Here is a 26,456-nt window from a genome sequence, read left to right on the forward strand (position 1 = left end):
TTTTTAACTAATCGGAAGTGAGAGAGTAAAAGTTGTCCCTTCATTCTGCCTACTTTTGAATGAGATAGACCCATTATGTGCTTCCATAATCTGCTTACAAATGGATAATCCGAGACCTGCCCCATCATTTTCAGTAAGAGGTCTCTCTATTTGTTGGCTACCTCTGAAGTAACGCTCGAATATAAAGGGCATATCCTGTGGCAACATACCTTGTCCTGTATCAATCACTTCAATTTTTAGCATTTGTTCATCCACTTTAATAGAGACCGCAATGGAATCTTCAAATGAGGTGTGTTTTAGTGCATTGGAAATGAGATTTGAAATGACTTGCTCCAACCGATACTCATCCACTTTTACAAGGACATTAGGTATATGTGTAGGTGCTATAAACTGAACCCCTTTCGTTTGTACATAGTGATTTAGGGGTTCAATAATTTTAGTAAGTATTTTGCTGCTATACTGCTCTTTCAAATTGACAGGAATATGGCCTAACTCATTTAATGAATGGGCAAACAAATCATTTAGCAATCTCGACATTTTTTCTGTATTGGCTTGCATCGTTTGAACATATGCCTTAAAAGTTTCTGAATCATTATAAATACCATCAGCCACAGCATCTAAATAAGCTCTAATCGTTGTAAGAGGCGTTTTAATATCATGAGAAATATTAGAAACTAACTTTTTGTAATTTTGTTCTTGTTCATTCCGTTGTTGATCAAGCGTTAAAATCTCTATTCGCATTTGTTCAAAAACTGCATGCAGATTACCAATCTCGTCTAGCTTATTGAAGTCACTTTTTTTATCATAATTTCCTTTAACAATTTCTTCCGCACTATGTTTCAAGTGATCTAACGGAACTAATACCGATTTTTTTACTTTATAAAAAATAAGGACAAATAAGGACAATAATATGATTGAAAGGCAGCCAATCATACATAGTATCACTAAATTAAAAGCACTCTGCTCTTCTTTAGCAAAGAGTACATCCCAATCGAATGTAAAGATCGCATTCCCCACTTGATGATTAGTTTCCGAATGAACAACGGGGAAAGAAATTTTAAATAGATTCGGTTTCCTTTTGGCAGTATACAGATCATAATGAAGATCCAGCTTATTATTTATATAATCAGGTATTTCCTCGCCGGACGAATTATAAAGGACTTTTCCATCAAGTTGTACGACTAAAACATCTACTTTTTTGTCGATGCTCATTGCCTGAAGTACATGCTGTATATCAGCGCTTTGTTCTAGCTTATTGAAATGTTGTTCTATGTAAACTAATAAGTCGTTGATCGTTAAGCGAATTTGATTAATGACAACAGCGGTTTCAGATTCTTCTCTATTGGCATCATTGACAATCATGTAAAAGAAACAGACAATAATTACCAAGAATGTAGAAAGGGTTACTAAAATCCACTTTTTCATCCATTCTTTTAAATACATGTATATTTATCACTCCTCATTTAATTGTGTTTAGTACAGAACTTATATCCTACACCCCATACCGTCTGTAAATATACTGGGTTGGATGGATTTGTTTCGATTTTTTCACGTAACCTTCTCATATAAACTGTAATGGTATTTTCATCGCCATATACTTCGAACCCCCAAATGGCATCTAATAACTGACGTTTAGAAAATACTTGATTCGGATGTTTAATTAAAAAATATAATAAATCGAATTCTTTACCGGATAACTGAATCATTTTTTCATCTCGTGTAAACGTGTATTCAAGTTTATTGATTTTCATCTTGTCCACTTGAATGATGTCATGTTGGTCTTCTTGCTGCTGTAACAAGCGATCTTGCTTACGTAGATGTGCATTAATTCGTGCAACAAGTTCACTTAAAGAGAACGGTTTGGTCATGTAATCATCTGCACCAAAGCCTAGCCCTAAAACTTTATCTGTATCGCTACTTCTAGCACTTAAAATAAGAATAGGCACATTACTATTTTCACGTAATTGACGACATAATTCGATACCGTCACAGTCTGGTAGCGTTAAATCTAAAATAATGAAATCTGGATTTTCTTCTCTAAATAACCGAGTAGCCTCTTTCCCCGTACCTGCAACAATTGGTGTTAACTGATACACAATCAAATAGTCTTTTACTATGTTCGCAATATCTTTTTCGTCTTCAATAATTAAAACCTTCTTACTCAAATAACCCCATCCTTTCCTTTAACATCCAAATAACATTATAAGATAACCTACACATTTATGCTTTTATTTCCTTAATTGTTATATTAAAACTAATAATTAACGGTGTAATTTTTATAGCTAATTTGGAGTTAGCTATAGTCTCTCTGCTTCACAACATGCTCCTTTTTAAGGTCTATGTTTAACTTATATATTGTTTTTTCAAAACAAAAAGAAGCGTATTCAAGTATAACTCGAATACACTTCTTTCATAGGGACTTTACTGATGAAAAATATTATTCAAAAAGCAATGCAAAGCGGATATAAATCTATTTCGTATAGGCTGAGGTTTCAATCATATATGTGATTCTCCTTACAATTGCATCCCAGTCCACTGCCAATACGTGAAATAGAACAACATCATGACGAATATATAAAGTGGCATTAATAGCGTACTAATTTTTATTAGTTTTTTTGCGTCGTACGAAATTTCTCCCTCCTCATAAAAAAGCAATAACGCTTTCGAGCTGACAGGGACGGTCACGCAATAGTTCATGCCTATTAAGCTTAAAAAGACGACTGTTGTAGGGTCAATCCCTATTGTTTCGCTAAATAATAGTAAACTAGGGATAAAAACAATGGCGCGTGTTGTATGTGATGTAATATATAGATGACTTGTGACCGTTACAAGCAAGATGATAAAAACAATGAGCCACTCCGGTGCATGGACAAATAACTGCAATACACTCAGCATCTCTTTTTCAATCCACGCAACGACACCTGTATCTACTAACACTCTTCCTAGAGCAGTCGCTGATGCAATAAATACAATTAAATTCCACGATACGGACTTCATGCCCGTTTTCCAATTGAGGATTCCATAGTTGGGAAGCATGACGATAATTGCGCCAAACATCGTGACAAATGCTATATCATAGCCATGTATGCTTTCCGTCATCCAACCTACAATCAACATGACGAGTAACACCAATGTCTTTTTTTCTTCGCTATTCATTTTTTTATTCTGCGTGGCTTGCTCTTCCGTTTGTATGTTTTCTATTTGTCTCATGCCATCTTTCGGCCATAACATCCATTTTATGACGGCATAAGAAATAAGCGTGATGACCATAGCGAATGGGGCTCCCCAGACAAACCACTCCATATAAGAGATCGAATCACCGACCGTACTTTCTAGTAAACTGATGCCAATTAGATGCGAACCTGCGCCAATTAATGTCGCAGAGGTACTCATTAAAATAATCACGGGTGCTAAAATAGCAAGCACCCTTTTTTCATTTGCTGAAAATTTCTGACCAAGATGATTGATAATCGGCATAGCTATAGCTGCTCTTCCAGAAGTAGATGGGACAAAAAAAGCGGATGTAAATAATACCGTGCTCATGCTCAATAGTATATTATTTTTACTATTAGACCTCTGTAAAATTGAAAAAGTTAATCGCCTAGCTAATCCAGATTGTTTGACCGCCTCACCAATGATAAAAGAACCTACCATTAGCCAAACAACTTCCTCAGATAATGAATGGTATAACAGCTCTGGTCCTTCTGCCTTCATGATGATAATGAACATAATGAGCGACAGTGCGACATATCCGGCTGGAATTTTCGTTGTTACCCATAAAATCATTGCAGATAAGAACGCAAATAACGATATTTTTGCTGAGTAGTCCAAATCATTGATTGATATGATTACGATTACTAATAGGATATGTACACCAATAATTGCTTTTAACTTTCCAGAAAATTGATTCATCCATTTAGGTTGTGCTTTTAATTTCTCTACCCTCGTGCTCATTGCTTTACACACTTTCCTTATAATACATTTTTGTTGCAATGTCTAAGCCAATTGAAACTTGCCTAAAAGCGGATTCGGTACTTTCTTCTATCCAAATTGGTGCTTTTTTCATCGCATTTTCTAAGGAAGTTGGTTTTTGAATAATACTGCTAAAAGCATCGATTCCAGCATCATAGTTAACGGCCGCGCCTTTTCCAATCGTACCCGTAATCGCAATAACTGGAACATGATTCTGTTTAGCAATACGAGCTACCTCTGATGGAATTTTGCCATTCGGTGTTTGAAAATCTAAACTACCTTCTGCTGTGAATACAATGTCTGCTGTTGAAATTTTTTCTTCTATACTAATATAATTCATGATGATATCGAATCTTGGATATAATTTTGCCCCTGCAAACGCGACGAGTCCTGCGCCAAGCCCACCTGATGCCCCACTACCGGGCAATAAACGAACATCCATCCCGACCGCTTCTTGGATTAACGTCGCATAATGTTCTAATCCCGTTGCCAATTGTTCGACCTGCTCTGGAGTTGCTCCTTTTTGTGGACCAAACACATGTGCAACACCTTTCTCCCCACATAAAACATTCGTCCAATTGCAAGCTACTTCTATCGTAACCTCTTTTAGTCGTGGATCTACATTGCTCGTATTTATCGTGGCAACCTCCATCAAATCTTCTCCACCGTTGACTGCAACGTGTTGACTGTGCATATCGAAAAACTGAACACCTAATGCCTGTGCCATTCCTGCTCCGCCATCGGATGTCCCAGAGTCCCCACAGCCAATTAATATATTGTCCACCTCCGCATCGAGTGCCGCAATGATTAACTCCCCTACCCCGTAGGTAGTTGTTTTCAAAGGGTTTCGTTGACGTTGTGGCACGAGCTTCAAGCCTGCAACCGCTGCCATTTCAATTACTGCTGTTCGTTTACCATTCTCTTCGAAAATCCCAAAAAAGCTTTTAATTTTTTGACCAACTGGCCCAGTGACCTCTTTGTCGATCAATGTTCCACCTTTTATATTAACAATGGTCTTCGCAAACCCTTCTCCCCCATCAATCATCGGAATAACGTCCACTTCCATTGAGGGACCAACACGCCTCACGCCTCGTTCCATCGCCAAAGCCACCTCTTCAGCATCCATACATTCTTTAAATCCTGACGGTACAATTACAACTTTCATTTTCAGCACTCCTCTAATCTTTTAGTACTTTCAATATAAAAGAAGAGTATGAGTAGAATCTTAGTGCTACATTAGAAAAAGATTAGAAAAAATTGGCGTTATGAACATAAAAAAGCATTGGTATTACTAATTTTTCATTTAAGTTATGTAGAAAATGGGTGAATATTTATCCTGCCTTTATGCCTGCTATCTCACCTAATCAGTCACTTTTATAATTCCAATTTTTCAAAACCAATGTTACGAATAATTTTTTAATACACTACACTTAAATAAAGATCTAACGAACGAACCATTTACTTCTGCTACTAACAACTGAAAAAATCATCGAAGTCTTAACCAAGGCATTTTAAACTAACTACTTTCTCAAAAATAAAATTTAACGGGATTAACCCGCCTGATAAAAAGACATCCTCGCGATGTCTTTTTTCTATTTTTCCTTACATTATTCAACCAGTGTTCTTAGTATCTTCATATCCCGTTTTGACCTTCAATACATAACTTTCGAATGTAACACCTTTCAATCCAATTCAAATGACATCCAACTTCGACAAGAAAATGTTATTCCCAACAAAACATATTCGAAGACACAGCCTCGAGTAAAACACAACACCGCTGGATACAATAACGAAAAAGGGGGTCGATGACGATCGCAAAAAAAGCAAAACGGCCAAAGAAAGGTGAAGGTTACGCCCTAGTAGCATTCCTCTTCATTCTTTTCTTTGTCGGGCGGTTAGTGTGGGAATTCTTTGTCAACCACCCCGTTCTGACTTTCCTTGCAGGTGCCCTTATCACCAGCCTAATCTTCTTTATCCGGCAGGAGAGCAGGAAACAAGCAGAGATGCGGCGGCAGGAGCTGCTCCGCTACAATTCAGCCGTGCAGAAGAAGATCGTCGGGAAGATGCGAGACTGCTTGAACAAGGTCCTACGTCTGGAAAAGCACCATCTGTCGAAGGCTGACCGGAACCGGAAGAAGCGATTGAAGGAGTCGTTCTACGAGTTGTATGGGAAAATGGACGCAGGGTATGTGTATGTCATTGAGGAGAGTAGCAATGGCTACGTGAAGATTGGAAAGGCCAACGATCCGATGAAACGTGTGGTAAACGGCCTCGGGGCGAAATCACCCTATGCCATCGAAGTGCTACACCTCATCCCTACGCAGGTACCACTGGACGTCGAAAAGTGGTTCCACACGGCCTACCAAAAGGAGCGGCTCAACGGGGAATGGTTCCAGCTTTCCGATGCCCAGAAGATGGAGATTCAGGCGGGGGACTATCCAATCGAGCTGCTGGAACTCATCAACAGCAGACCGGACATCGCACTACTGCATCCGCATCTGGACGATGTTCAGGAATGGTAATCGAAAGTATATCAAAAAACCTCAGAATAGAGGTTTTTTCGTTTCTTTTAACTAAAATACCATGAGTCACATCGTTGTGAAAATTACTATTATTTCTTGATTTAAAAAGCATTTTAATTATAATATCGATTAGTGAAGCACATGCAGAAACAAATACAAGCTGTTTTGATTATCGTAAATAAAATTAAAATTAAAGGCATTCATCATAATACCTTACTAAATACCGTCTTCTACAAACCATTCTTGTGTAGAAACATTTCATTTTCTATCTTTTTTAGCGTATTCTAAAAAACAAAAAAGCACCTCAAACCCTTGATAATAACGGATTTGAAGCGCTTTTCAATTGGTTCAAACTTCTTCTATCTGAACCTTGATACGTCCCAGGAGGGATTCGAACCCCCGACCGACGGCTTAGCTTACCACTATAGTTTTCACTACCAATGTAATCATTGTTTGTTGGTCTGGACTGTAACTTCACCATTTCAGGTGCGACACGTTCAGTCTCTACGGAACCTCTCACCTTCTAAAAGGCAACGACTAATCTACCTGCTAACTGCTCTTCGACTAATCTCGTTTCCTCGGTATTGCCATCAGCATGATCTGTTAAGGGTTTACCGATACGGTGTCGTCCACTTTATATGTTACTTTTCCATATAAAGGCTCCTATTACTTAAAGGCCGTTGCTCTATCCTGCTGAGCTACTGAGACATGTCTAAATTCCTACTCAATCCAGTAGGAAGGACAATATTTATTATATGTGCTTCACATCAAAAAGTCAACATGAATTTTACTATGTAGGGAAGGTTTGCCTCGCTTTACTGCAACATAATTCACTTATGTCTATAATAAGCATAATCATTCTGCACCTATGCGACACTTTTTAAATGAGACAACTTCATAGAATGATACTCGATGCATTAGCAAAAAAGAAGCGGACTTTATTGCTTCTTTCATCTTTAAAACATGAATTCATAAGAAAACAGGTTAGAAATTCCCCAAAAGCTTCTAACCTATTTTTTGTTTCATTTCATTCGTCTTTTGCTACTAGTTGAAAGTATAAATTCCGTAACTCTGCAGTCCTGAAAAGTCCTAGATGGGTTCTAAATTGTGGATGCTTTTTCACACCATTTGTGCGCAATTCCTTCACATACCAGCCTTTAGAGTATTTGTGCATTCCCCAGTCCCCTTTTACTTTTGATGGCCCTCATAAAAACCAAAGCCGTTTTCCGTATTTATCATATGCTGGTGAATGATTTACATTACGCTTTACTCCAACTTTTTTCGCCACAAAAAACTCCCTACGCTTTGTAGGGAGCATACATTATCGTGTAAATTCAATAGTTTCCAATAATTCACTATCATCAGTAAAGCATTGCACAGTGTAACTGTGATCAACGATTGTTACGATGACATAACTTTTTTCCGCGCGCCCCCGTGGCTTTAATAAGCTACCAGGGTTGATAAATAAAATATCGTCAACCATTTCTGCACCTAATAGATGCGAATGACCGAAGCAGCAAATATTTGCTCCTACTTCCTTCGCACGATACATTAAAGAAAGGATGGATGATTTCACGTTAAAGAGATGACCATGTGTGACAAATACAGTTGTTTCCCCTAGTTCAAACACCTTTTCATTTGGGAATCGGTCGTCTGTTCGGTCACAATTACCGCGCACACGCTCGACACCTTCTAAATAAGCATGGTCATAAGGCAGCTCACTATCCCCGCAATGTACAACCGCGTCTACTTGTGGATGATAGTCTCGAACCTTCTTAATCACTTCTGCATCCCCATGTGTATCACTCATCACTAATAACTTCATCCCTACATCCCCCTTCTGACGTACTATAATAAAGTTGGTAAAAGGTCTGCTAGTTTGCGAATGGCATTTCCACGATGGGAAATAGCCCCTTTCTCTTCTGGTGTTAACTGGGCCATTGAACGATTCAGTTCAGGAACAAAGAAAATCGGATCATAGCCAAAGCCATTTGTTCCACGCTTTTCTTCTAAAATAATGCCTTCACAAGTACCAAAAACAGTCGTTGTTTCTAATTCCGGACCAGCAATTGCTAAAGCACACATAAAGCGCGCTGTACGCTTTTCTTCAGGCACACCAGCTAAGTTTTCAAGCACTTTCACGATATTTGCCTCATCGTCGTGATCACCCGCATAGCGCGCAGAATAAACGCCTGGCGCACCATCTAACGCATCTACTGCAAGCCCTGAATCATCTGCTATCACAATAGTATGTAACGCCTTCGCAAGTGTCTCAGCCTTTAACACGGCATTTTCCTCAAATGTTGTACCTGTTTCTTCAATTTCCATATCCGGTGCAACATCAAACATGGTAACAACCTCATAGCCTAGGGGACTAAATAACGCTTCAAAATCTTTTGCTTTCCCTTTATTTTTTGTTGCTATGACTACTTGCTTCATTGTGCGCTTTCCCCCTTTGCTCCTACAAGGGCAGAGGCTTCACCTAATGCTTCTTTTTGCATTTCGATTAACTGAGCAATCCCTTGTTCACCTAATGCGAGCAATTCGTTCAGTTCAGCACGTGAGAATGTAGCTTCTTCACCTGTACCTTGTAATTCAACAAAGCGTCCAGCACCTGTCATAACGATATTCATATCAACCGCTGCATCCACATCTTCTACATAGTTTAAATCTAGTACAGCACCGATATCATCAATCATGCCTACACTTGTCGCAGCAAGGTAATCCACAACTGGGAATGTTGTAAATGGCTTTTCTTCACCCAATTTAGCAATCGCTTGTGTCATCGCTACAAATGCACCGGTAATTGATGCTGTACGTGTGCCACCGTCTGCTTGAATGACATCGCAATCAATCCATACTGTTTTTTCACCTAATGCTTCTAAATCCACAACGGCGCGTAATGCTCGGCCGATTAAACGTTGAATTTCCATTGTGCGTCCGTTCACTTTACCACGAGATGATTCGCGTTGTGTACGTTGTGCAGTCGCTCTCGGGAGCATTGAATATTCAGCCGTAATCCAGCCTTTGCCTTGGCCACGCAAGAATCCTGGTACTTTTTCTTCAATTGTCGCTGTACAGATGACTTTTGTATTTCCGACTGTAATCAATACAGAACCCTCTGGATGCATTAAATAATTTTTTTCAATTTGAACTGGACGTAACTCATTCACAGCTCGGTTATCATGTCTTGTCATAGTAGACCTCCTCGTATATTCGCGCACTTATCTTAACATAATTTCTAAATGTTCGAAAGGCACTACTCCCTCAAAACGCGTGAGGGCAACTAAAAAACCCGATCGATAAAAGAATCGACCGAGTGTAAGTTAAAATTTTATACGTTGGATATCTAGGTTTTCTTTTTCTAACCAGCGTTCCACGATAGAGCGGAAAATCGGTACCGAACCTGACACAAAAAACTTATGTTCTGGCGGGGACGTATCTTGACGCAGCTTATGTGTAAAAGCTAGAATTGCCTCTGCATCACGTGCTGTTTCCTCTGCTGAAGATAATACATGCACTTCCGGTCCAACCGCTGCCTCAATTTGCTTTTGCAAAATAGGGTAATGTGTACAACCTAAAATAACCGTATCAAACCGCTCATCCTCTAATGGCTTTAACCCATTTTTGACTAAATCATAAGAGAACTGTCCTTCATATTCTCCACTTTCTACAAGCGGAACAAATGTAGGACAAGCAAGCGGAATTACTTTCGCCTTTGTGCTCAATGAATGGATGGCCTGCTCATAAGCTGCACTTTTGACAGTCCCTTCTGTTGCAAGAACCACGATTTCATTGCGCTTTGTTTTTTTGATGGCCGCTCGTGCACCAGCATTAATAACACCAAGTACCGGAAACGGCATATTTTTTTGTAAGCTCTCTAGTGCCACAGCAGTTGCTGTGTTACACGCAATCACTAACATTTTAACATCCATTTTTTCTAGCGCCTTTGCCATTTGCCACGTAAATGTACGGACTTCCTGCTTTGAGCGAGGACCGTATGGACAACGCGCTGTGTCGCCAATATAATAAATTGTTTCATTTGGCAAAAGCTCCATAATCGCTTTTGCTACTGTTAAGCCACCAACACCTGAATCAATAACACCAATCGGGGCATTCACATGTACCGCCTCAATCCTATTTCATTAGTAAATGTAATTTTTGTAATAATTGCAGTAATTCTTGCGCTTCTGCTACTTCGAAATTTTCTAGCAACTCACGCAAATAATTTTGACGTTTTTCAATTACTTCCTCAATGATACGCTCACCTTCTGGTAGTAAATGAATGCGTACTACTCGGCGATCTTGCTCATCTCGAACACGCTGTACTAGCTCACTTTTCTCCATACGATCAACTAAATCTGTCGTCGTACTAAATGCTAAATACATTTTGTTCGATAAATCCCCAATTGTCATATCCCCAAATTCATGTAACCACTGCAAAGCCACAAATTGCGGAGGTGTGATCGTATAATTACTTAAAATTTCACGACCTTTTTGCTTAATTAGGTGTGAAATATAACGTAATTCTTTTTCTAATGAAGCTACTGATTCAAAGCTATGTTTATTGCTGTCATTCATGTGACCCATTCACTCCTCAAAATACATTCATACGTCTATTTTGAATTGTTTTTGCTGAAATAGCAAGTGTGCATTCAGTTTAAAGACAATTCTTGTAGTCGTAGTAATTCAACAAGTGCTTGAGTCCGGCTTGAAACGCCTAGTTTTTGAATTGTATTAGAAATGTGATTCCGCACTGTTTTCTCGCTAATTTGTAGCTTCTCAGAAATCTCTTTCGTGGAATAATCCTCAATCAGCAATTGGAAAATTTCACGTTCTCGTTTTGTAAGTAGAAAACCTGACTGCTGGCTACTCATTTAGCAACAACCTCCCATCCTCTTCCCTGTACAGTATGTTAGAAACGGCATGAGGTGAGGGCTTTTTCACTATTTCCCGAGCAATAATTGCTTTTCTTTTTCTGTAAATGGTACACCCTTGCCCGTTTGCACATTCATTTGAACAATTGTGCCTCGCGCAGTAAATACAATCTCGCCTTTTTCGTTCTTTCCTAAGTAATGAATGTCTACCGAACTTGATCCGATCTGTGCAATTTTTACATATACTTCAATTTTTTCACCGAAATACATTTGTCTCACGTAGTCACATTGAAGATCAGCAACAACTGGAATATTCCCTTCTTTACCCATTAAATCAATTGCTTTTAAATATTCAATACGTGCAAATTCTAAATATGTAAATACAACAGTGTTATTCACATGCCCAAACATATCCGTTTCAGAAAATCGGACTTGTACTTCAACTGAAAATTCAAATTCACTTTCCCATGCTTGTAAATCTTCAATATATTTTGCTTTCATGATACATCCTCCCCTTTATCTGTTCTTTCATCCCACCCCAAAGAATGAATACCCATTCATTATAACACGAAATAAAATAGAAGAAGATATTATTCGCTTCATTGGATTTATCATATAAAAGTTTTGAACACGTCCTTATTTGAAGCGACATAGGTTGAAGTATAGTACAACAACAAAAAAACTGCTTAGAAGTTTGTCCTCTAAGCAGTTTTTGTGTATTAAACCATGTGGTCAGAACCGAAGAAGTTCTTGAACATTTGAACTGTCGCTGTACGGTTTAGTGAAGCGATAGATGTTGTTAAAGGAATTCCTTTAGGACAAGCCGCTACACAGTTTTGTGAGTTACCACAGTTCGCAAGACCACCGTCGCCCATAATTGCAGCTAGGCGCTCGTCTTTGTTCATTGCTCCTGTTGGATGCGTATTGAATAAACGTACTTGTGATAATGGCGCTGGACCGATGAAATCCGCTTTTTCAGATACGTTCGGACATGCTTCCATACATACACCACAAGTCATACATTTAGATAATTCATAAGCCCATTGACGTTTGCGCTCTGGCATACGTGGACCTTCACCTAAATCATACGTACCATCGATTGGCACCCATGCTTTTACTTTCTTAAGTGCGTTGAACATACGGCTACGGTCAACCTGTAAGTCACGTACTATTGGGAAAGTCGCCATTGGTTCTAAACGAATTGGTTGAGTTAATTTATCTACTAATGCAGAACAAGATTGTTGTGGACGACCGTTAATAATCATTGAACATGCGCCACAAACTTCTTCAAGACAGTTCATATCCCATGCTACAGGCGTTGTCTTTTTACCGTCTGCAGTGACAGGGTTTCTTTGGATTTCCATTAAAATTGAGATTACGTTCATACCGTGACGGTAAGGTACGCGGAATTTCTCCCATCGAGTTGAACCGTTTTCAGTATCTTGACGAAGGATCTCAACATCTACCATTCTGCCAGTGTTAGCTGTCTCCATGTTTAAGTCTCCTCCCCTTACGCTGAGTAGTCACGTTTACGTGGTGGAATTAACGAAACGTCTACCTCTTGATAAGAAATAATTGGCTCGCCCGTTGCTGGGTCGAATTTAGCCATAGTTGTTTTTAAGAAGTTCTCATCATCACGTTCTGGGAACTCTGGTTTGTAGTGCGCACCACGAGATTCGTCACGTAGTAAAGCACCTTTTGTCATAACTTTAGCAAGGTATAACATGTTCTTTAACTGACGCGTGAAGTGAGCACCTTGGTTAGACCATTTTTGAGTATCGTTGATATTGATATTATCCCAACGTTGTTGTAACTCAGTAAGCTTTTCGTAAGTTTTTTCTAGACGGTCATTATGACGTACTACTGTCATGTTGTCTGTCATCCACTCACCAAGCTCTTTGTGTAGAAGGTAAGCATTTTCTGTTCCGTCCATCTTAAGAATGGCTTCCCATTTCTCAGTTTCTTCTTTTACGCGTGCTTCATAAATTGACTCTGGTAAGTCTTCTGCATGCTTTTTAAGGCCTTTGATGTATTTAACAGCGTTTGGTCCTGCAACCATACCACCGTAAATCGCTGAAAGTAATGAGTTCGCACCAAGACGGTTCGCACCGTGTTGTGAGTAATCACACTCACCAGCTGCAAATAGACCTGGGATTTCTGTCATTTGATCGTAGTCAACCCATAAGCCACCCATTGAGTAGTGAACTGCTGGGAAGATTTTCATTGGTAATTTACGTGGGTCATCCCCTACGAATTTTTCGTAAATCTCGATAATACCGCCAAGTTTAATATCTAATTCATGTGGATCTTTGTGTGAAAGATCTAGGTATACCATGTTTTCGCCGTTGATACCAAGCTTTTGGTTTACACATACGTCGAAAATTTCACGTGTTGCGATATCACGTGGTACTAAGTTACCATAAGCTGGGTACTTTTCTTCTAAGAAGTACCATGGCTTACCATCTTTATACGTCCATACACGACCACCTTCACCACGAGCCGATTCTGACATTAGACGGTTTTTGTCGTCACCAGGAATCGCTGTTGGGTGAATTTGAATCATTTCACCGTTTGAATAAGAAGCACCTTGTTGATATACGATAGATGCTGCAGAACCAGTGTTGATAACAGAGTTTGTTGTTTTACCGAAGATGATACCAGGACCACCAGTAGCCATGATTACTGCATCACCACGGAATGCACGGATTTCTTCCGTTCTTAAATCTTGTGCTACGATACCACGACATACGCCTTCGTCATCAAGTACTGCACCAAGGAATTCCCAGTGCTCATACTTTGTTACTAAACCTGCTACTTCGTGAGCACGAGCTTGCTCATCTAGTGCATATAATAACTGTTGACCAGTTGTTGCACCTGAGAATGCTGTACGGTGCATTAATGTACCACCGAAACGTCGGAAGTCAAGTAGTCCTTCTGGCGTACGGTTGAACATAACGCCCATACGGTCCATTAAGTGGATAATACCAGGGGCTGCATCACACATTCCCTTAACTGGTGGTTGGTTCGCTAAGAAGTCTCCACCATACACTGTATCGTCAAAGTGGATCCACGGAGAATCCCCTTCACCTTTTGTATTAACTGCGCCATTAATTCCGCCCTGCGCACATACAGAGTGTGAGCGTTTTACCGGAACTAATGAGAATAATTCAACTTCAGTGCCAATTTCAGCAGCTTTAATCGTTGCCATTAAGCCTGCAAGACCGCCACCGACAACAATTACTTTGCTCTTTGCCATGATTGATTCTCACTCCTCTAACATTGCTAAAAATTGAATATGTAGCTTTTCTCTAGTTAAGCTACTAAATTGCAAATGATACGATTGCTACTACACCGATGATTGATAAAAGAACGAAGAAAATCATTGAAATGTAAGTAACAACTTTTTGAGATGATGGAGATTGCGTAATACCCCAGCTTACTAAGAACGACCATAAACCGTTCGCTAAGTGGAATGTAGCAGATAAGATACCTACGATATAGAAGACTAACATCGCTGGGTTGTCTGTGATTTCAGCCATCATATCCCAGTTAACTTCAGCTCCAAATGCTTTTTGAACACGCGTTTGGAAGATGTGCCATGCAATGAAAATAACTAAGAAAATACCAGTGATACGCTGGATACGGAACGCCCAGTTACGGAATGTGCCAAAGCGCTTCGTGTTGTTCGTTGCAGTAAATGCAATGTAGATTCCGTAGAATGCATGGAATAATAATGGGATGTAAATAATAACCCATTCCATTAATAACAATAATGAATGCGGAACTAATTCCATAGCTCCTGTAGCATTATTGTAGGCTTCTTCACCGCCAACAGCAGTGAAGTTCAGTGATAAGTGGAACACCAAGAACAAACCTACTGGAATAACCCCAAGTAGTGAGTGTAAGCGGCGCCATAAAAACTCACGATCTTTCGACAAGATTGTTACCCCCCTTAGTACTTAAAATACACATCCAATTGTCAACACTTTGTAATTTGTAACACATTGACTGCATATTTCATCATGGTACAATATTATGACATGTCCATTGTACTCTCTCACCATACAAGCGTCAAGGCACTCTCTATCATTTAGCACACACTAATAAAGTTGAATTTAGCTCGTTCAAGTATATTTTTTCTATTATTAATTTATTTACTTAATAATTAATCTAAAAAATAAGAAAATTTAAGGTAGGGTTTTGGAAATGAATGATAGCAATATGAAAACGATTCCAACTTTCGGCTATGAATTAATTCGCGATAATATATTGCGTTCTGTTTTAGGAAAACACGAAGAAGAGGTTCTTTATTGGGCCGGTAAAGAGCTCGCTCGGAAATTCCCCCTCTTTTCACTGGGAGAAGCAGCAAGCTTTTTTAAACAAGCTGGTTGGGGATCATTATCGCTTGAAAAAGAAGGGAAGGATTCCGCCATATTTCTCCTAAACGGAGATGCAGATATTTTAAAATTCGAAGAGCGCTGTTTTCGAATCGAGGCTGGTTTCTTAGCAGAGCAAACACAAAAACTAAACGGCTATTTAACAGAATGTTATGAGGAAAAAAATATCAAGCACGGGACTGTGACATTTAATCTGAAATGGGACTTAAAAGAGCCTATTAAATAGTTCACTCGTTAAAACAACAACAGCATTCAACCAAATTGGAAATAGATGTCACGTTATATAGAAGGAACTCCCTACTGTAAATTGAAATAGCTACAAAACCAGGATATTTCCCGTTAATTTTGTAGCTATCTTCCATTATATAGCTAAATGAAATTCCTCATGTAATACATTCGCTGCTTTTATCATATCCTCTTGCGGTACAACAACTGACACTTTAATTTCAGAAGTACTCACCATTTTCACGTCAATACCTTCTCTGCTCAGTCGCGCAAACATACGAGCTGCTACACCGGGATGAGATACCATACCCGATCCAACAATCGATACTTTCGCTAACCCTACTTCAAAATCCGCAAAACTAAAACCAAGTGATAGTTTACTAGATTCTAATACACGTAAGCTTTCTGCAAATTGATCTTTTTCAATCGAGAATGAGATTGTTGGTTTCACCTTATCAATGACCGCCTGTACAATAATATCGACATTAATACCATTGTCCGCTAGTACGGTAAAAATATCAGCTAATGATGCCTCCTCGTATGAATCATAGCCAACTGTTAATCGAATAATGTCTGACTCATATGCAATGCCGCGCACAACTAAATTTTTCTCCATCTCCATCTCCACTTCCTCCTTTAACAATGTCCCTTCCACATCCACTGTACTTGAGCGAACAACTACTGGCATGTTGTATTTTTTCGCTAGCTCTACTGCTCGTGGATGAATAATCATTGCCCCTAAATTTGCTAATTCCAACATTTCATCATATGATAGCTCTTTTAATTTTTTGGCATGAGGCACAATGTGAGGGTCAGCGGTATAAATACCCTCTACAGTTGTATACATATCTACACGTTCCGCATCAATAGCGGCTGCAATTGCTACAGCCGTTGTTTCTGAACCACCTTTACCAAATGTCGTTATGTTTTCATGGCTATCCACACCTTGGGAGCCCGCAATAATAACTATTTCCCCTTGCTCAAAATGTTGGTGAATGCGCTGAGTATTCACTGCTTCAATACGTGCATTGCTATGTAAGCTATCCGTTGCAACTCCTGCTTGCCATCCTGAAAGTGATACGGCTTTACCACCTTGCTCGGCAATGGCAATGGATAATAATGCACTCGTCATTTGTGCCCCTGTCGCTAGTAAAACATCCTGCTCACGTTTCGTTGGGTTATCTGAAAGTTCTGACACGTATACCTGCAACTCACGGCGAATGGTTGCCATCGGTGAAATGACGACAGCCACATTTAGTCCTTTCCTTTGTTCTGCTATTGCTCGCCTTGCAATTTCTTGAATTTTCTCTGGCGTTGCAACAGCTGGTCCACCAAATTTCATGACAATACTGCTCATTTTTCCACACCCTTTCTTATACAAAAAGGCGGCTTTTCACTAATATGAAAAGCCGCCTCAGTAAACGATTATAACGAAAAAGTTTGCTTGAGATAGCTCTCCAGAATATGCATTCTGACAGTTTGACATTTTTTAAATGCAAAACCAGCGACTAATCGGAAACAACGGTTAGTCACTTCGGCGGTTTCCCCTTTCACACTTGCTCACTGGAGTTGTTCCTCCTCACAAGCGGTACTCTTGAAACCCGCACCTCTACCTTTACTCGATATGAAATTATGTTGTAAGCGTAGCACACGCCTACTGTTTTTTCAACGCTTCATTTTGAAAATACTGAAAAATGTTATTTGCCTGTGCTTTCGGCATACCGGCTTCCATTAATTGATCAATACTTGCCTCACGCACTTTTTTGACTGACCCAAAATGTTTCAGCAGTTGTTGCTTTCGCTTTGGACCGATACCTTCTATCTGATCAAGCACGGATTGAATCGCATTTGTCTGGTGTTGTTGACGAAGAAATGTAATCGCAAAACGGTGTACCTCATCTTGAATACGTTGCAATAAATAAAAGCCATCACTCGTTCGCTTCATGTCAATTGGTACAGGTGGATCACCGAATAACAGCTGTGATGTATTGTGCTTTTCATCTTTTGCAAGTCCTGCAATTGGAATGACTAAACCAAGTTCATTTTGTAATACACTACGGGCGACTTCCATTTGCCCTTTCCCACCGTCGACGATAATTAAATCCGGTAAAGGTAAATTTTCTTTCAGTACACGTATATACCGGCGGCGAATCACTTCCTCCATCGCCCCGTAATCATCATGCTTTGCTGCTTCTTTCGTTTTATATTTGCGATATTCCTTTTTCGCTGGTTTCCCATCAATAAATACAACCATTGCCGAAACAGGGTCAGCGCCGTGCATATGACTATTGTCAAACGCTTCAATTCGGAAAGGCGTTGAAATATTTAATGCATCCCCTAATGACTCACATGCACCAATCGTTCGTTCTTCTTGTCTTTCAATCAATTGAAACTTCTCATGAATCGCGATTTGCGCATTTTTTGTGGCCATCTCGACAAGTTCCTTTTTCTGTCCACGCTTTGGCGTCATGACTTTAACATCTAGTAAGTGTTCAAGTAACGTCCCCTCAATCGTGTTCGGAATGAAAATCTCTTTCGGTTTTAAATGTTGAGGCGACTCATAAAATCGTCCAACAAACGTTAAAAACTCATCTTCCGGATCACGATAAACAGGAAAAATAGATACATCACGTTCAATTAATTTTCCTTGGCGAACAAAAAATACTTGTACACACATCCAGCCTTTTTCGACTGCATAGCCAAATACATCTCGGTTCGATAAATCATCTGAAATAATTTTTTGCTTTTGCATGACCGTTTCAATATGCGCGATTTGATCGCGTAGCTCTTTTGCTCGCTCGAACTCAAGCTTTTCCGCGGCTTCTAGCATTTTTACTTCCAACTCTTTTTTGACCTCTTCATAGCCACCATTTAAAAATTTTGAAATGTCCTCAATCATTTCGTCGTATACTTTTTTGTCGATATCCTTTACACAAGGCGCGAGACATTGCCCCATATGATAATACAAGCACACTTGGCTTGGTAACTGTGCACATTTTCGGAGCGGGTAAATACGATCTAGCATTTTACGTGTTTCGTTCGCTGCAAAAGCATTTGGGTAAGGACCAAAATAACGGGCCTTATCCTTTTTGATTTTACGTGTTGTAATAATACGTGGATATTTTTCATTTGTAATTTTGATATAGGGATATGTTTTATCATCTGTCAGTCGGATATTATATTTTGGGTCGTGTAACTTGATCAGATTGAGCTCTAATATTAAAGCTTCAAGCTCAGAGGTCGTTACCATGTATTCAAAGTCTTCAATTTCACTTACGAGACGCGCTGTTTTTCCATCATGAGAACCATTAAAATACGAGCGTACACGATTTTTTAATTTTTTTGCCTTGCCGACATAAATAATCGTTCCTTGACGATCTTTCATGATATAACAGCCTGGCTCATCCGGAAGAATCGCTAACTTATTTTTAATTAAATCATTCATATCATCACCTACTGCCTATTATAATGCATGAAAAAAAGCCGAGCACGTGTTTGTACTCGACTTGTATAGTTATTATGATTATTTGTTGTCGTTAATGAAATCAACTAACGCTTCTTTTGGCATAAAGCCAGCAGTTTTTGCTTTTAATTCGCCATCAACGAATAATAATAATGATGGGATTGACATAATGCCATATTCACCAGCAGTTCCTTGGTTATTATCCACATCTACTTTTACGATTTTCACTTCGTTACCGATTTCAGCGTCTACTTCTTCTAACACTGGAGCGATCATTTTACATGGTCCGCACCAAGCAGCCCAAAAGTCTACTAATACTACGCCCTCAGCGATTTCTTGTTGAAAGTTTGAATCTGTACCTTGTACAATTGCCATTTTAAATAGCCTCCTTCATATTACATATGCTTGTAGTATAGCATGTTCATTTTATAAATTGGAATTATTCTGCTCTAACTAAAACGTTTTGGCAAAATGTCCATGAGAATATTATTATCTTACTCTATTATGAACATGCAAAAAGTATTTCCATTTGGTCAAAATCTAACTACCAAAAAGAGACTGTTCAACTTTGAACAGTCTCGATAATTTGTTACTCATAAAGAGCAAAAATACAAACGAAAAATCCCCAAAAAATACTAAACTTAATCGTAATCATAGCCTCCGCGCTTTGCCACAGCCATAACAGGAGCTAAAACAGGCGTGGCCTGTTTGGATCTCCTGTTCCGGCTCCTGTGGCTATGGCGCGCTACGGCAAAGGTGAATACTTCTCGATATTTTAGAAAAACATTTCTCTTCTCTAAAAGAAATCATTTTATTTCAATTTGCACGTATCGTCACCTAGCCGCTATTGTCATCAATGAGGATTCTCCTTATTGTTTAGCAATCAGGTTATTTTATTGAACAATAGTTGCTTGTAGCGGAGGCACGAGACTCCTACGGGAAAAGCGAGACAATCAAGACCCCGCAGGAGCGAAGCATGAGCGACGAGGAGGCTTGATCTCGCCCGTGGAAAGCGAGTGCCGCAGCGGAAAGCAACGGTTACTCAAATGGTAATATATGTTCATTAATTTACTCGTTATAAGTTTATTAATTAACTTTCTATATTAAACAAACGATCATCTTATTCATTAGGAGACCATCGTTTCCCTTAGCTTCACAGCAAGATATTTGCGTGCGTCTGCTGTTAAGAGCTGTAACGTAGTCGTATCGGCTTCGCATTGTAATTCTATAAATGTACCACTTAAATTTTCATAGACACACTTCATCTTATAACCTTGGGCTAACAACACATCAAGCCGCGCGATTTCTTGTACAACTTCACTATACGATGACATCGGTCTACTCCTTTCTATTGTTTCTGCACTACAGGTGGATCTAGTGTTTCTGATTCGAGGTTCGGTTCTGGCTCTTGATACACTTTTTTATCAATCTCCCAGTCGTTTCCTGCTGTTATCCCTAGATACAGCTCGTCACTCGGGTTATTAATTTCCTTTTGTGGATACTTCACAAACCACCAATATTTCGCAAGCACATAATAGACCGCTGCCCCTAAAAAGAAGCCAATAAGCGACGAGTACGTAGGAAACATGTTGGCAACACCGCCACCAATAGCCCATGCAATCAAACCAGCGAAATTAAATCCTTTAAAATATTTAAACTGCCCTTCTAGCTCATACAGTGCATCGACATTGACACGGCGCTTTCGTATTAAATAATAATCAGCGAATAAAATCCCTACAATGGCGGTTAAAATACCACCAATAATTAACAGAACGCTATTTAAAATATCAAATAAGCTCCAAGGTTGAACAATTGTCCCGATAATCCCCGTAATGATAACCCCTACCCAGAACGGAACTTTCGGACCACCCACATTGGAGAAAACTGTTGCCGCTGGAATAACGTTTGCGGAAGTATTTGTTGACCACTGTGCTAACACAATCATTAACAGTAATACCCCTAAAACAATCCCGTTTGCACTGGATTGCAATGCAGTAATTGGGTCAGCAGTTGAGACCGCCATATAACAAATGGCACCAATGGCTACCATAAATGTGTTCGTAATTGGCATCACAACAAGTGAACCTAGTAATTGTGTTTTATTGCGCTTAAACCAGTTTCGTTCATTTTTTGGTGCTTTAAAGAAGCGAGAGAGCGAAGGCATATCCGCTGCTAATGTCGCCCAGAAGCCCATATTGGCCATGACGACTATCATAAATGCAGTGAAGCCTGCTGCGCCCGTTACTGGTGACTCCACCCAACTCCAAACATCTTTTCCTTGAGCTGTTGCGTTATCAGCTAATGTAATATACATCCAACAAGAAATTAAAATGATGATTGGTGCTGCTAAATCGGCAAAGCGTTCAATCGATTTAATGCCGAGTGACGTGTTAATTAATTGCAATGTAACGAAGATAATGAAACATAAAATCCAGTTATCAAAGCCGAATAATAAATTTAAAATACCGTTGATGGCGGTTGAACCGAAATAAGAGTTAATCCCGAACCAACAGGCTGCTGTAAATGCTCGCATAACAGATGGAAAATGTGTACCAATCGTACCAAAGGGAGCACGCATATATACCGGGAAGGAAATCCCATGTTCCACACCAATATCACCAATTAGAGTCATAAAAATCCCAATAGCTACTGATCCAACTAACGTGGCTAAAATGACATACGGGAGCGGTAAATGAACAATCCCCCCGCCACCTATAGCAAAGGCAGCTAATACAATTGCCATTCCTACCCAAATAACCGAAAAACCAAACGGGCTAATTACACGTTTTGCATGTGTCACAGGCAATAAATCGGGCGACTTTAAATAGTTTCCTTTACTCTCCATATTGATGACTCCCCTTTATGAAGTTTTCAGCGGGCACTCTACGACTTTACATTTGACGTTGGCGTAAACCTACTCATAATCGCTTGACGCTCATTCCATGTCATTGGCGGCAATGTATTTTTCTTCTCGACCATTGTAATCGCACCATCGACAGGGCAAACAATCGAACAAAGATTACAACCAACACAATCATCTTCACGGACTTTTAACATTGGACGACCATTCTCTGTATAAAGATCGATACATTGGTGCGACGTATCTTCACAGGCAATATGGCACTTGTTGCAATTAATACATACATCATTATTAATTTGAGCGACAATTTGATAGTTGAGGTCTAGATTTCCCCAATCCGAGTAACGTGTAACAGAACGACCGACTAAATCCATCGCTGAGGCTAATCCTTTTTCATCTAAGTAATTACTCAGTCCCTCAATCATATCCTCTACAATGCTAAATCCATGATGCATCGCTGCCGTACACACCTGTACACAGCTCGAGCCCATTAACATAAATTCAGCTGCATCACGCCACGTAGATATGCCGCCTATCCCGGAAATCGGTACATTAATACGAGGGCTTCGTGCGCATTCAGCCACCATATTCAGAGCGATTGGCTTTACGGCAGGACCACAGTAACCCCCGTGGGCTCCTTTTCCAGCAACATGCGGTATTGTGTTCCAACTATCTAAATCTACACCTGCTAAACTATTAATCGTGTTAATCATACTAATCGCATCCGCGCCTCCTGCAACCGCTGCTTCTGCCGTTACAGTAATATCCGTAATATTTGGCGTAAGCTTTACAATAACAGGTGATTTAGCTGCTTCTTTTGCCCAGTAAGTTTGCTTTTCCACTAATTCTGGCACTTGCCCTGATGCAGAACCCATTCCTCGTTCAGCCATACCATGCGGGCAACCGAAATTTAATTCAAATCCATCAACACCAACATCTTCTACTCGTTTCACAATTTCATGCCATTTTTCGCGCTTCGGCTCAACCATTAATGAAGCAATAATCGTATGGTTTGGGAATCGCTTTTTTGTCTCATAAATTTCTTTTAAATTCACTTCAAGCGGTCGATCTGTAATGAGCTCAATATTATTAAAACCTGCTACACGTTGACCATTAAAGTTGACTGCTGCAAAGCGCGAAGAAACGTTTAAAATCGGGTCGCCTAGTGTCTTCCAAACAGCGCCTCCCCAACCAGCTTCAAATGCCCGCTGGACTTGATAACCTGAGTTTGTTGGTGGTGCAGATGCCAACCAAAATGGATTTGGTGATTCAATTCCTGCTAGATTGATACGTAAATCTGCCATCTTGTTCCCCCCTCTTTATGTGCTAAGCGCTTTGTGATGCGGTTTGAAATACGTTATGAATGTTTAAAGCTACATCTTTTCCTTGTTGGACAGCCGTCACTACCATCGCCTCTCCTTGCCCATTCCCGAAGATCACGTCTCCACATGCAAACACCTTAGGGTTCGATGTTTGCAACGTTTCTTCGTCAACCTTTACGACACCCCACTCGTGTTTTAGGTCAAATGCTTCAATTAGTTCTGTATAGCGCGATTGTCCAATTGCTTTAATAACGGCATCTACTGTAATCACGTGCTCTGAACCTTCGACCGGTATTGGTTTTTGTCGACCATCTGCACCAGGCTCCCCAAGCACCATCTTTACACATTCAATACCAATCACTTGTCCATCGTCATTGCCAATAATATTGATAGGTGCTGTCAACCATTCAAACTGAATGCCTTCTTGCTTCGCAAATTCATATTCAAATTCATAAGCTGTCATTTCTTCCTCCGTACGACGATAGAGGATTTTGACATTTGACGCTCCTAAACGAATGGCACTTGTCGCACCATCAATAGCTGTATTCCCTGCCCCGATGACAGCCACTCGCTTGCCAATTAAATCCGATGTGAGATTGTCTAGTTTTGTGTCTTTAATAAATGAAATCGCGTCATATACGCCTGTAAGCCCCTCACCTTTAATACCTAAATTCGGAACGGCCCCCATACCGACCGCTAACACTACAGCATCATATCGATTTAACATCTCCTCTACCGAAATATGTTGACCGACGACTGTATTCGTCCGAATTTCAACACCTAAGTTTGTAATTTGTTCTACTTCCCACTCGACAACGTCATTCGGTAAACGGAAAGCAACAATCCCATAGCGACCTAAGCCCCCAGCTTTTTCTTCTGCTTCATACATCGTGACCTGATAGCCAAGACATGCTAACTCACGCGCAGCAGCCAACCCTGCTGGACCTGTACCAATAATGGCAATCTGTTTTTGTTGAGGCGCTCCTTTTTTAAATAATGAGGCACTAGATGCCATCGCCCAATCGGTTGCATAGCGTTGCAAACGCCCGATATCAATAGGCTTAGACTGATGATTTAATACACAAGCTCCTTCGCAAAGCTCTTCAGTCGGACAAACACGTGCACAGCTCGCACCAAGTGGATTAGCCTGTAAAATCGTTAGTGCCGAGCCCTTTAAATTCCCAGATGCAATTTTTTTGATAAACTTCGGAATATCAATACTTGTCGGGCATGCCTTTATGCAAGCTGCATCGTAGCAATATAAGCAGCGATTTGCCTCTTCTATCGCTTCATAACTTGTTAACGCAGGCTCCAATTCCTCGAAATTTCTCTTTAACTTCTCAGCAATCATTTTGTCGTGAATCATTGCCATCTGTTCTTCACCCCTCTATCTTTTTTATTAGTTGAGTGCAAGTTGCTCTGTTAGTTTCGAATTTGGTTTACGTTTAATATATTGTCCGCTGCCTAACGTACCAACGAACTTCTTCTCCTTCACTACATACTCTCCACGTACAAGAACGGTCTGTACCTCACCTGCTACTTCCCATCCCTCATATGGGTTGTAGTCTACATTCATATGGTGTGTTTCCGCAGAGATGACACGTTTTACGTCTGGGTCAAATAACACCACATCTGCATCTGAGCCCACTGCAATCGTTCCTTTTTTCGGGAATAATCCAAATGTTTTAGCTGCACTTGTTGAAATCATATCAACAAATTCATTCACCGTAATACGCCCTTTCGCCACTCCTTCTGAATAAAGAATGCCAAAACGATCCTCAATAAATGGACCGCCATTTGGAATTTTAGAGAAATCATTGATTCCAAGTTGCTTTTTACCGTTAAAGCTGAACGAACATTGATCAGAGCCAATCGTTTGTAGCTGTTTTGCTTTCAATGCATTCCACAATACTTCTTGGTGATACGCTGGGCGAAGCGGCGGTGACCAAACATATTTGGCTCCTTCAAAGTCTGGCTGCGCTAGCATTGATTGATCTAATGTTAAATATGGTGGACACGTTTCACCGAGTACATCGTAGCCCTTCTCACGTGCTCTAATAATTTCATCAACTGCTTCCTTACACGTCACATGTACTACGTATAACTTTGCCCCTGCAATGTTCGCTAATTCGATTGCTCGCTTCGTTGCCTCTCCTTCGACAGCTGCCGGTCGAGTGAGTGCATGGTAAATTGGTTCTGTGTTACCGTTTGCTAACGCTTCTTCTACTAACTCATCAATGACTGAACCATTTTCACAGTGCACCATCACAACCGTATCTGTTTCCTTGCCAATTTTAAATGCCTTAAATAACGTACGATCAGATGATTGAAACTCCCGCGCATAGGCCATGAATACTTTGATAGAGGTAATGCCTTCTTGCTTTAAAATAGTCGGCAATTCTTTTTCCGTTTCAGGTGTAAAGTCTGTAATCATTAAATGGAAGCCGTAGTCAATCACAGCTTTGTCTTTTGCTTTTTCATGCCATTTCGCTACTGCATCAGCTAACTTTGTCTCTCCAGCAGATAAACAGAAATCTAAAATTGTTGTTGTGCCACCGAAAGCTGCTGCAATTGTCCCTGATTCCCAGTCATCATCTGTCACTGTATTGTTAAAAGGCATGTCTAAATGTGTGTGGGGGTCGATTCCACCTGGCATCACATATTTGCCTGTAGCATCAATAACCTCTGCATCTGCTACATCAATACTTTTAGCAATTTGTGTAATGACACCTTCCTCGATTAATATATCCGCCTCAAATACATCTGTTGCTGTCGCAATTTTACCGCCCTTGATTACCTTTTTCATGTACATGAACCA

At 40.0% G+C, this 26,456-nt stretch carries 25 protein-coding genes and 1 riboswitch; of the genes, 2 read left to right on the top strand and 23 right to left on the bottom strand.

Annotated elements, in window-relative coordinates; all coding sequences use genetic code 11:
* Positions 1-3 precede the first annotated feature (3 nt).
* The 4 genes from ACQQ2I_RS14030 to ACQQ2I_RS14045 form a co-directional block, all read right to left on the bottom strand.
* On the bottom strand, positions 4-1,443 hold the full coding sequence (locus tag ACQQ2I_RS14030; protein WP_431027412.1) for an ATP-binding protein: 1,440 nt from the start codon (positions 1,441-1,443) through the stop codon (positions 4-6).
* Between the two features lie 20 nt (positions 1,444-1,463).
* The gene (locus tag ACQQ2I_RS14035; protein WP_431027413.1) at positions 1,464-2,165 is read right to left on the bottom strand and encodes a response regulator transcription factor; all 702 of its coding nucleotides are present in this window, start codon (positions 2,163-2,165) and stop codon (positions 1,464-1,466) included.
* 349 nt (positions 2,166-2,514) lie between these two features.
* Positions 2,515-3,954: an SLC13 family permease gene (locus tag ACQQ2I_RS14040; RefSeq protein WP_431027414.1), complete on the bottom strand. Its 1,440-nt coding sequence runs from the start codon at positions 3,952-3,954 to the stop codon at positions 2,515-2,517.
* A 4-nt stretch (positions 3,955-3,958) separates the two neighbouring features.
* Positions 3,959-5,137 (bottom strand): glycerate kinase family protein, encoded by a 1,179-nt coding sequence (locus ACQQ2I_RS14045; RefSeq protein ID WP_431027415.1) that lies wholly within the window; start codon positions 5,135-5,137, stop codon positions 3,959-3,961.
* Between the two features lie 640 nt (positions 5,138-5,777).
* On the opposite strand from ACQQ2I_RS14045, the gene ACQQ2I_RS14050 reads away from it, so the two are divergent.
* The gene (locus ACQQ2I_RS14050; protein WP_431027416.1) at positions 5,778-6,494 is read left to right on the top strand and encodes a GIY-YIG nuclease family protein; all 717 of its coding nucleotides are present in this window, start codon (positions 5,778-5,780) and stop codon (positions 6,492-6,494) included.
* 1,027 nt (positions 6,495-7,521) lie between these two features.
* Here the strand turns inward: ACQQ2I_RS14050 and ACQQ2I_RS14055 are convergent.
* The 11 genes from ACQQ2I_RS14055 to ACQQ2I_RS14105 form a co-directional block, all read right to left on the bottom strand.
* On the bottom strand, positions 7,522-7,668 hold the full coding sequence (locus tag ACQQ2I_RS14055; protein WP_431027417.1) for a DUF2639 domain-containing protein: 147 nt from the start codon (positions 7,666-7,668) through the stop codon (positions 7,522-7,524).
* Positions 7,669-7,815: 147 nt separating this feature from the next.
* Positions 7,816-8,319 (bottom strand): metallophosphoesterase, encoded by a 504-nt coding sequence (locus tag ACQQ2I_RS14060; RefSeq protein ID WP_431027418.1) that lies wholly within the window; start codon positions 8,317-8,319, stop codon positions 7,816-7,818.
* A 23-nt stretch (positions 8,320-8,342) separates the two neighbouring features.
* Positions 8,343-8,933, bottom strand: coding sequence for an XTP/dITP diphosphatase (locus ACQQ2I_RS14065; RefSeq protein ID WP_431027419.1), 591 nt, complete (start codon positions 8,931-8,933; stop codon positions 8,343-8,345).
* The gene (gene rph / locus ACQQ2I_RS14070; protein WP_431027420.1) at positions 8,930-9,691 is read right to left on the bottom strand and encodes a ribonuclease PH; all 762 of its coding nucleotides are present in this window, start codon (positions 9,689-9,691) and stop codon (positions 8,930-8,932) included. The genes ACQQ2I_RS14065 and rph overlap by 4 nt, the downstream gene beginning before the upstream one ends.
* 129 nt (positions 9,692-9,820) lie before the next feature.
* Positions 9,821-10,615, bottom strand: coding sequence for a glutamate racemase (racE, locus tag ACQQ2I_RS14075; RefSeq protein WP_431027421.1), 795 nt, complete (start codon positions 10,613-10,615; stop codon positions 9,821-9,823).
* A 16-nt stretch (positions 10,616-10,631) separates the two neighbouring features.
* Positions 10,632-11,075: a MarR family winged helix-turn-helix transcriptional regulator gene (locus ACQQ2I_RS14080; RefSeq protein ID WP_431027422.1), complete on the bottom strand. Its 444-nt coding sequence runs from the start codon at positions 11,073-11,075 to the stop codon at positions 10,632-10,634.
* Positions 11,076-11,149: 74 nt separating this feature from the next.
* On the bottom strand, positions 11,150-11,371 hold the full coding sequence (locus ACQQ2I_RS14085; RefSeq protein WP_036156400.1) for a helix-turn-helix domain-containing protein: 222 nt from the start codon (positions 11,369-11,371) through the stop codon (positions 11,150-11,152).
* Between the two features lie 69 nt (positions 11,372-11,440).
* A complete protein-coding gene (locus ACQQ2I_RS14090) occupies positions 11,441-11,872 on the bottom strand; it encodes an acyl-CoA thioesterase (RefSeq protein ID WP_431027423.1) in 432 nt (143 codons plus the stop codon).
* 218 nt (positions 11,873-12,090) lie between these two features.
* The gene (gene sdhB / locus ACQQ2I_RS14095) at positions 12,091-12,864 is read right to left on the bottom strand and encodes a succinate dehydrogenase iron-sulfur subunit (RefSeq protein WP_431027424.1); all 774 of its coding nucleotides are present in this window, start codon (positions 12,862-12,864) and stop codon (positions 12,091-12,093) included.
* A gap of 17 nt (positions 12,865-12,881) precedes the next feature.
* Positions 12,882-14,627 carry a succinate dehydrogenase flavoprotein subunit gene (sdhA, locus tag ACQQ2I_RS14100; RefSeq protein WP_431027426.1) on the bottom strand — a complete coding sequence of 582 codons (1,746 nt, stop codon included), beginning with the start codon at positions 14,625-14,627 and terminating at the stop codon, positions 12,882-12,884.
* Between the two features lie 64 nt (positions 14,628-14,691).
* On the bottom strand, positions 14,692-15,309 hold the full coding sequence (locus ACQQ2I_RS14105) for a succinate dehydrogenase cytochrome b558 subunit (RefSeq protein ID WP_431027427.1): 618 nt from the start codon (positions 15,307-15,309) through the stop codon (positions 14,692-14,694).
* Between the two features lie 268 nt (positions 15,310-15,577).
* On the opposite strand from ACQQ2I_RS14105, the gene ACQQ2I_RS14110 reads away from it, so the two are divergent.
* The gene (locus ACQQ2I_RS14110) at positions 15,578-15,994 is read left to right on the top strand and encodes a YslB family protein (RefSeq protein ID WP_431027428.1); all 417 of its coding nucleotides are present in this window, start codon (positions 15,578-15,580) and stop codon (positions 15,992-15,994) included.
* Between the two features lie 135 nt (positions 15,995-16,129).
* Here ACQQ2I_RS14110 and ACQQ2I_RS14115 read toward each other — a convergent pair whose 3' ends face one another.
* The 8 genes from ACQQ2I_RS14115 to hydA form a co-directional block, all read right to left on the bottom strand.
* Complete coding sequence (locus tag ACQQ2I_RS14115) at positions 16,130-17,350, bottom strand: aspartate kinase (RefSeq protein WP_431027430.1); 1,221 nt, start codon at positions 17,348-17,350, stop codon at positions 16,130-16,132.
* 85 nt (positions 17,351-17,435) lie between these two features.
* Positions 17,436-17,613: riboswitch (Lysine riboswitch) on the bottom strand.
* Positions 17,614-17,647: 34 nt separating this feature from the next.
* Positions 17,648-19,438, bottom strand: a complete 1,791-nt coding sequence (gene uvrC / locus ACQQ2I_RS14120; RefSeq protein WP_431027431.1) for an excinuclease ABC subunit UvrC — start codon at positions 19,436-19,438, stop codon at positions 17,648-17,650.
* 78 nt (positions 19,439-19,516) lie between these two features.
* Positions 19,517-19,831 carry a thioredoxin gene (trxA, locus tag ACQQ2I_RS14125; RefSeq protein WP_431027433.1) on the bottom strand — a complete coding sequence of 105 codons (315 nt, stop codon included), beginning with the start codon at positions 19,829-19,831 and terminating at the stop codon, positions 19,517-19,519.
* 752 nt (positions 19,832-20,583) lie between these two features.
* Complete coding sequence (locus ACQQ2I_RS14130) at positions 20,584-20,790, bottom strand: hypothetical protein (RefSeq protein WP_431027434.1); 207 nt, start codon at positions 20,788-20,790, stop codon at positions 20,584-20,586.
* A 14-nt stretch (positions 20,791-20,804) separates the two neighbouring features.
* Complete coding sequence (locus ACQQ2I_RS14135; protein ID WP_431027435.1) at positions 20,805-22,301, bottom strand: NCS1 family transporter; 1,497 nt, start codon at positions 22,299-22,301, stop codon at positions 20,805-20,807.
* A 38-nt stretch (positions 22,302-22,339) separates the two neighbouring features.
* Positions 22,340-23,620 (bottom strand): NAD-dependent dihydropyrimidine dehydrogenase subunit PreA, encoded by a 1,281-nt coding sequence (gene preA / locus ACQQ2I_RS14140; RefSeq protein ID WP_431027436.1) that lies wholly within the window; start codon positions 23,618-23,620, stop codon positions 22,340-22,342.
* 22 nt (positions 23,621-23,642) lie between these two features.
* A complete protein-coding gene (locus ACQQ2I_RS14145) occupies positions 23,643-25,010 on the bottom strand; it encodes an NAD(P)-dependent oxidoreductase (protein WP_431027437.1) in 1,368 nt (455 codons plus the stop codon).
* Between the two features lie 27 nt (positions 25,011-25,037).
* Positions 25,038-26,444: a dihydropyrimidinase gene (hydA, locus tag ACQQ2I_RS14150; protein WP_431027438.1), complete on the bottom strand. Its 1,407-nt coding sequence runs from the start codon at positions 26,442-26,444 to the stop codon at positions 25,038-25,040.
* Between the last annotated feature and the right edge of the window lie 12 nt (positions 26,445-26,456).

The sequence above is a fragment of the Lysinibacillus sp. LZ02 genome (assembly GCF_050613145.1).
Classification (GTDB): Bacteria; Bacillota; Bacilli; order Bacillales_A; family Planococcaceae; genus Lysinibacillus_B.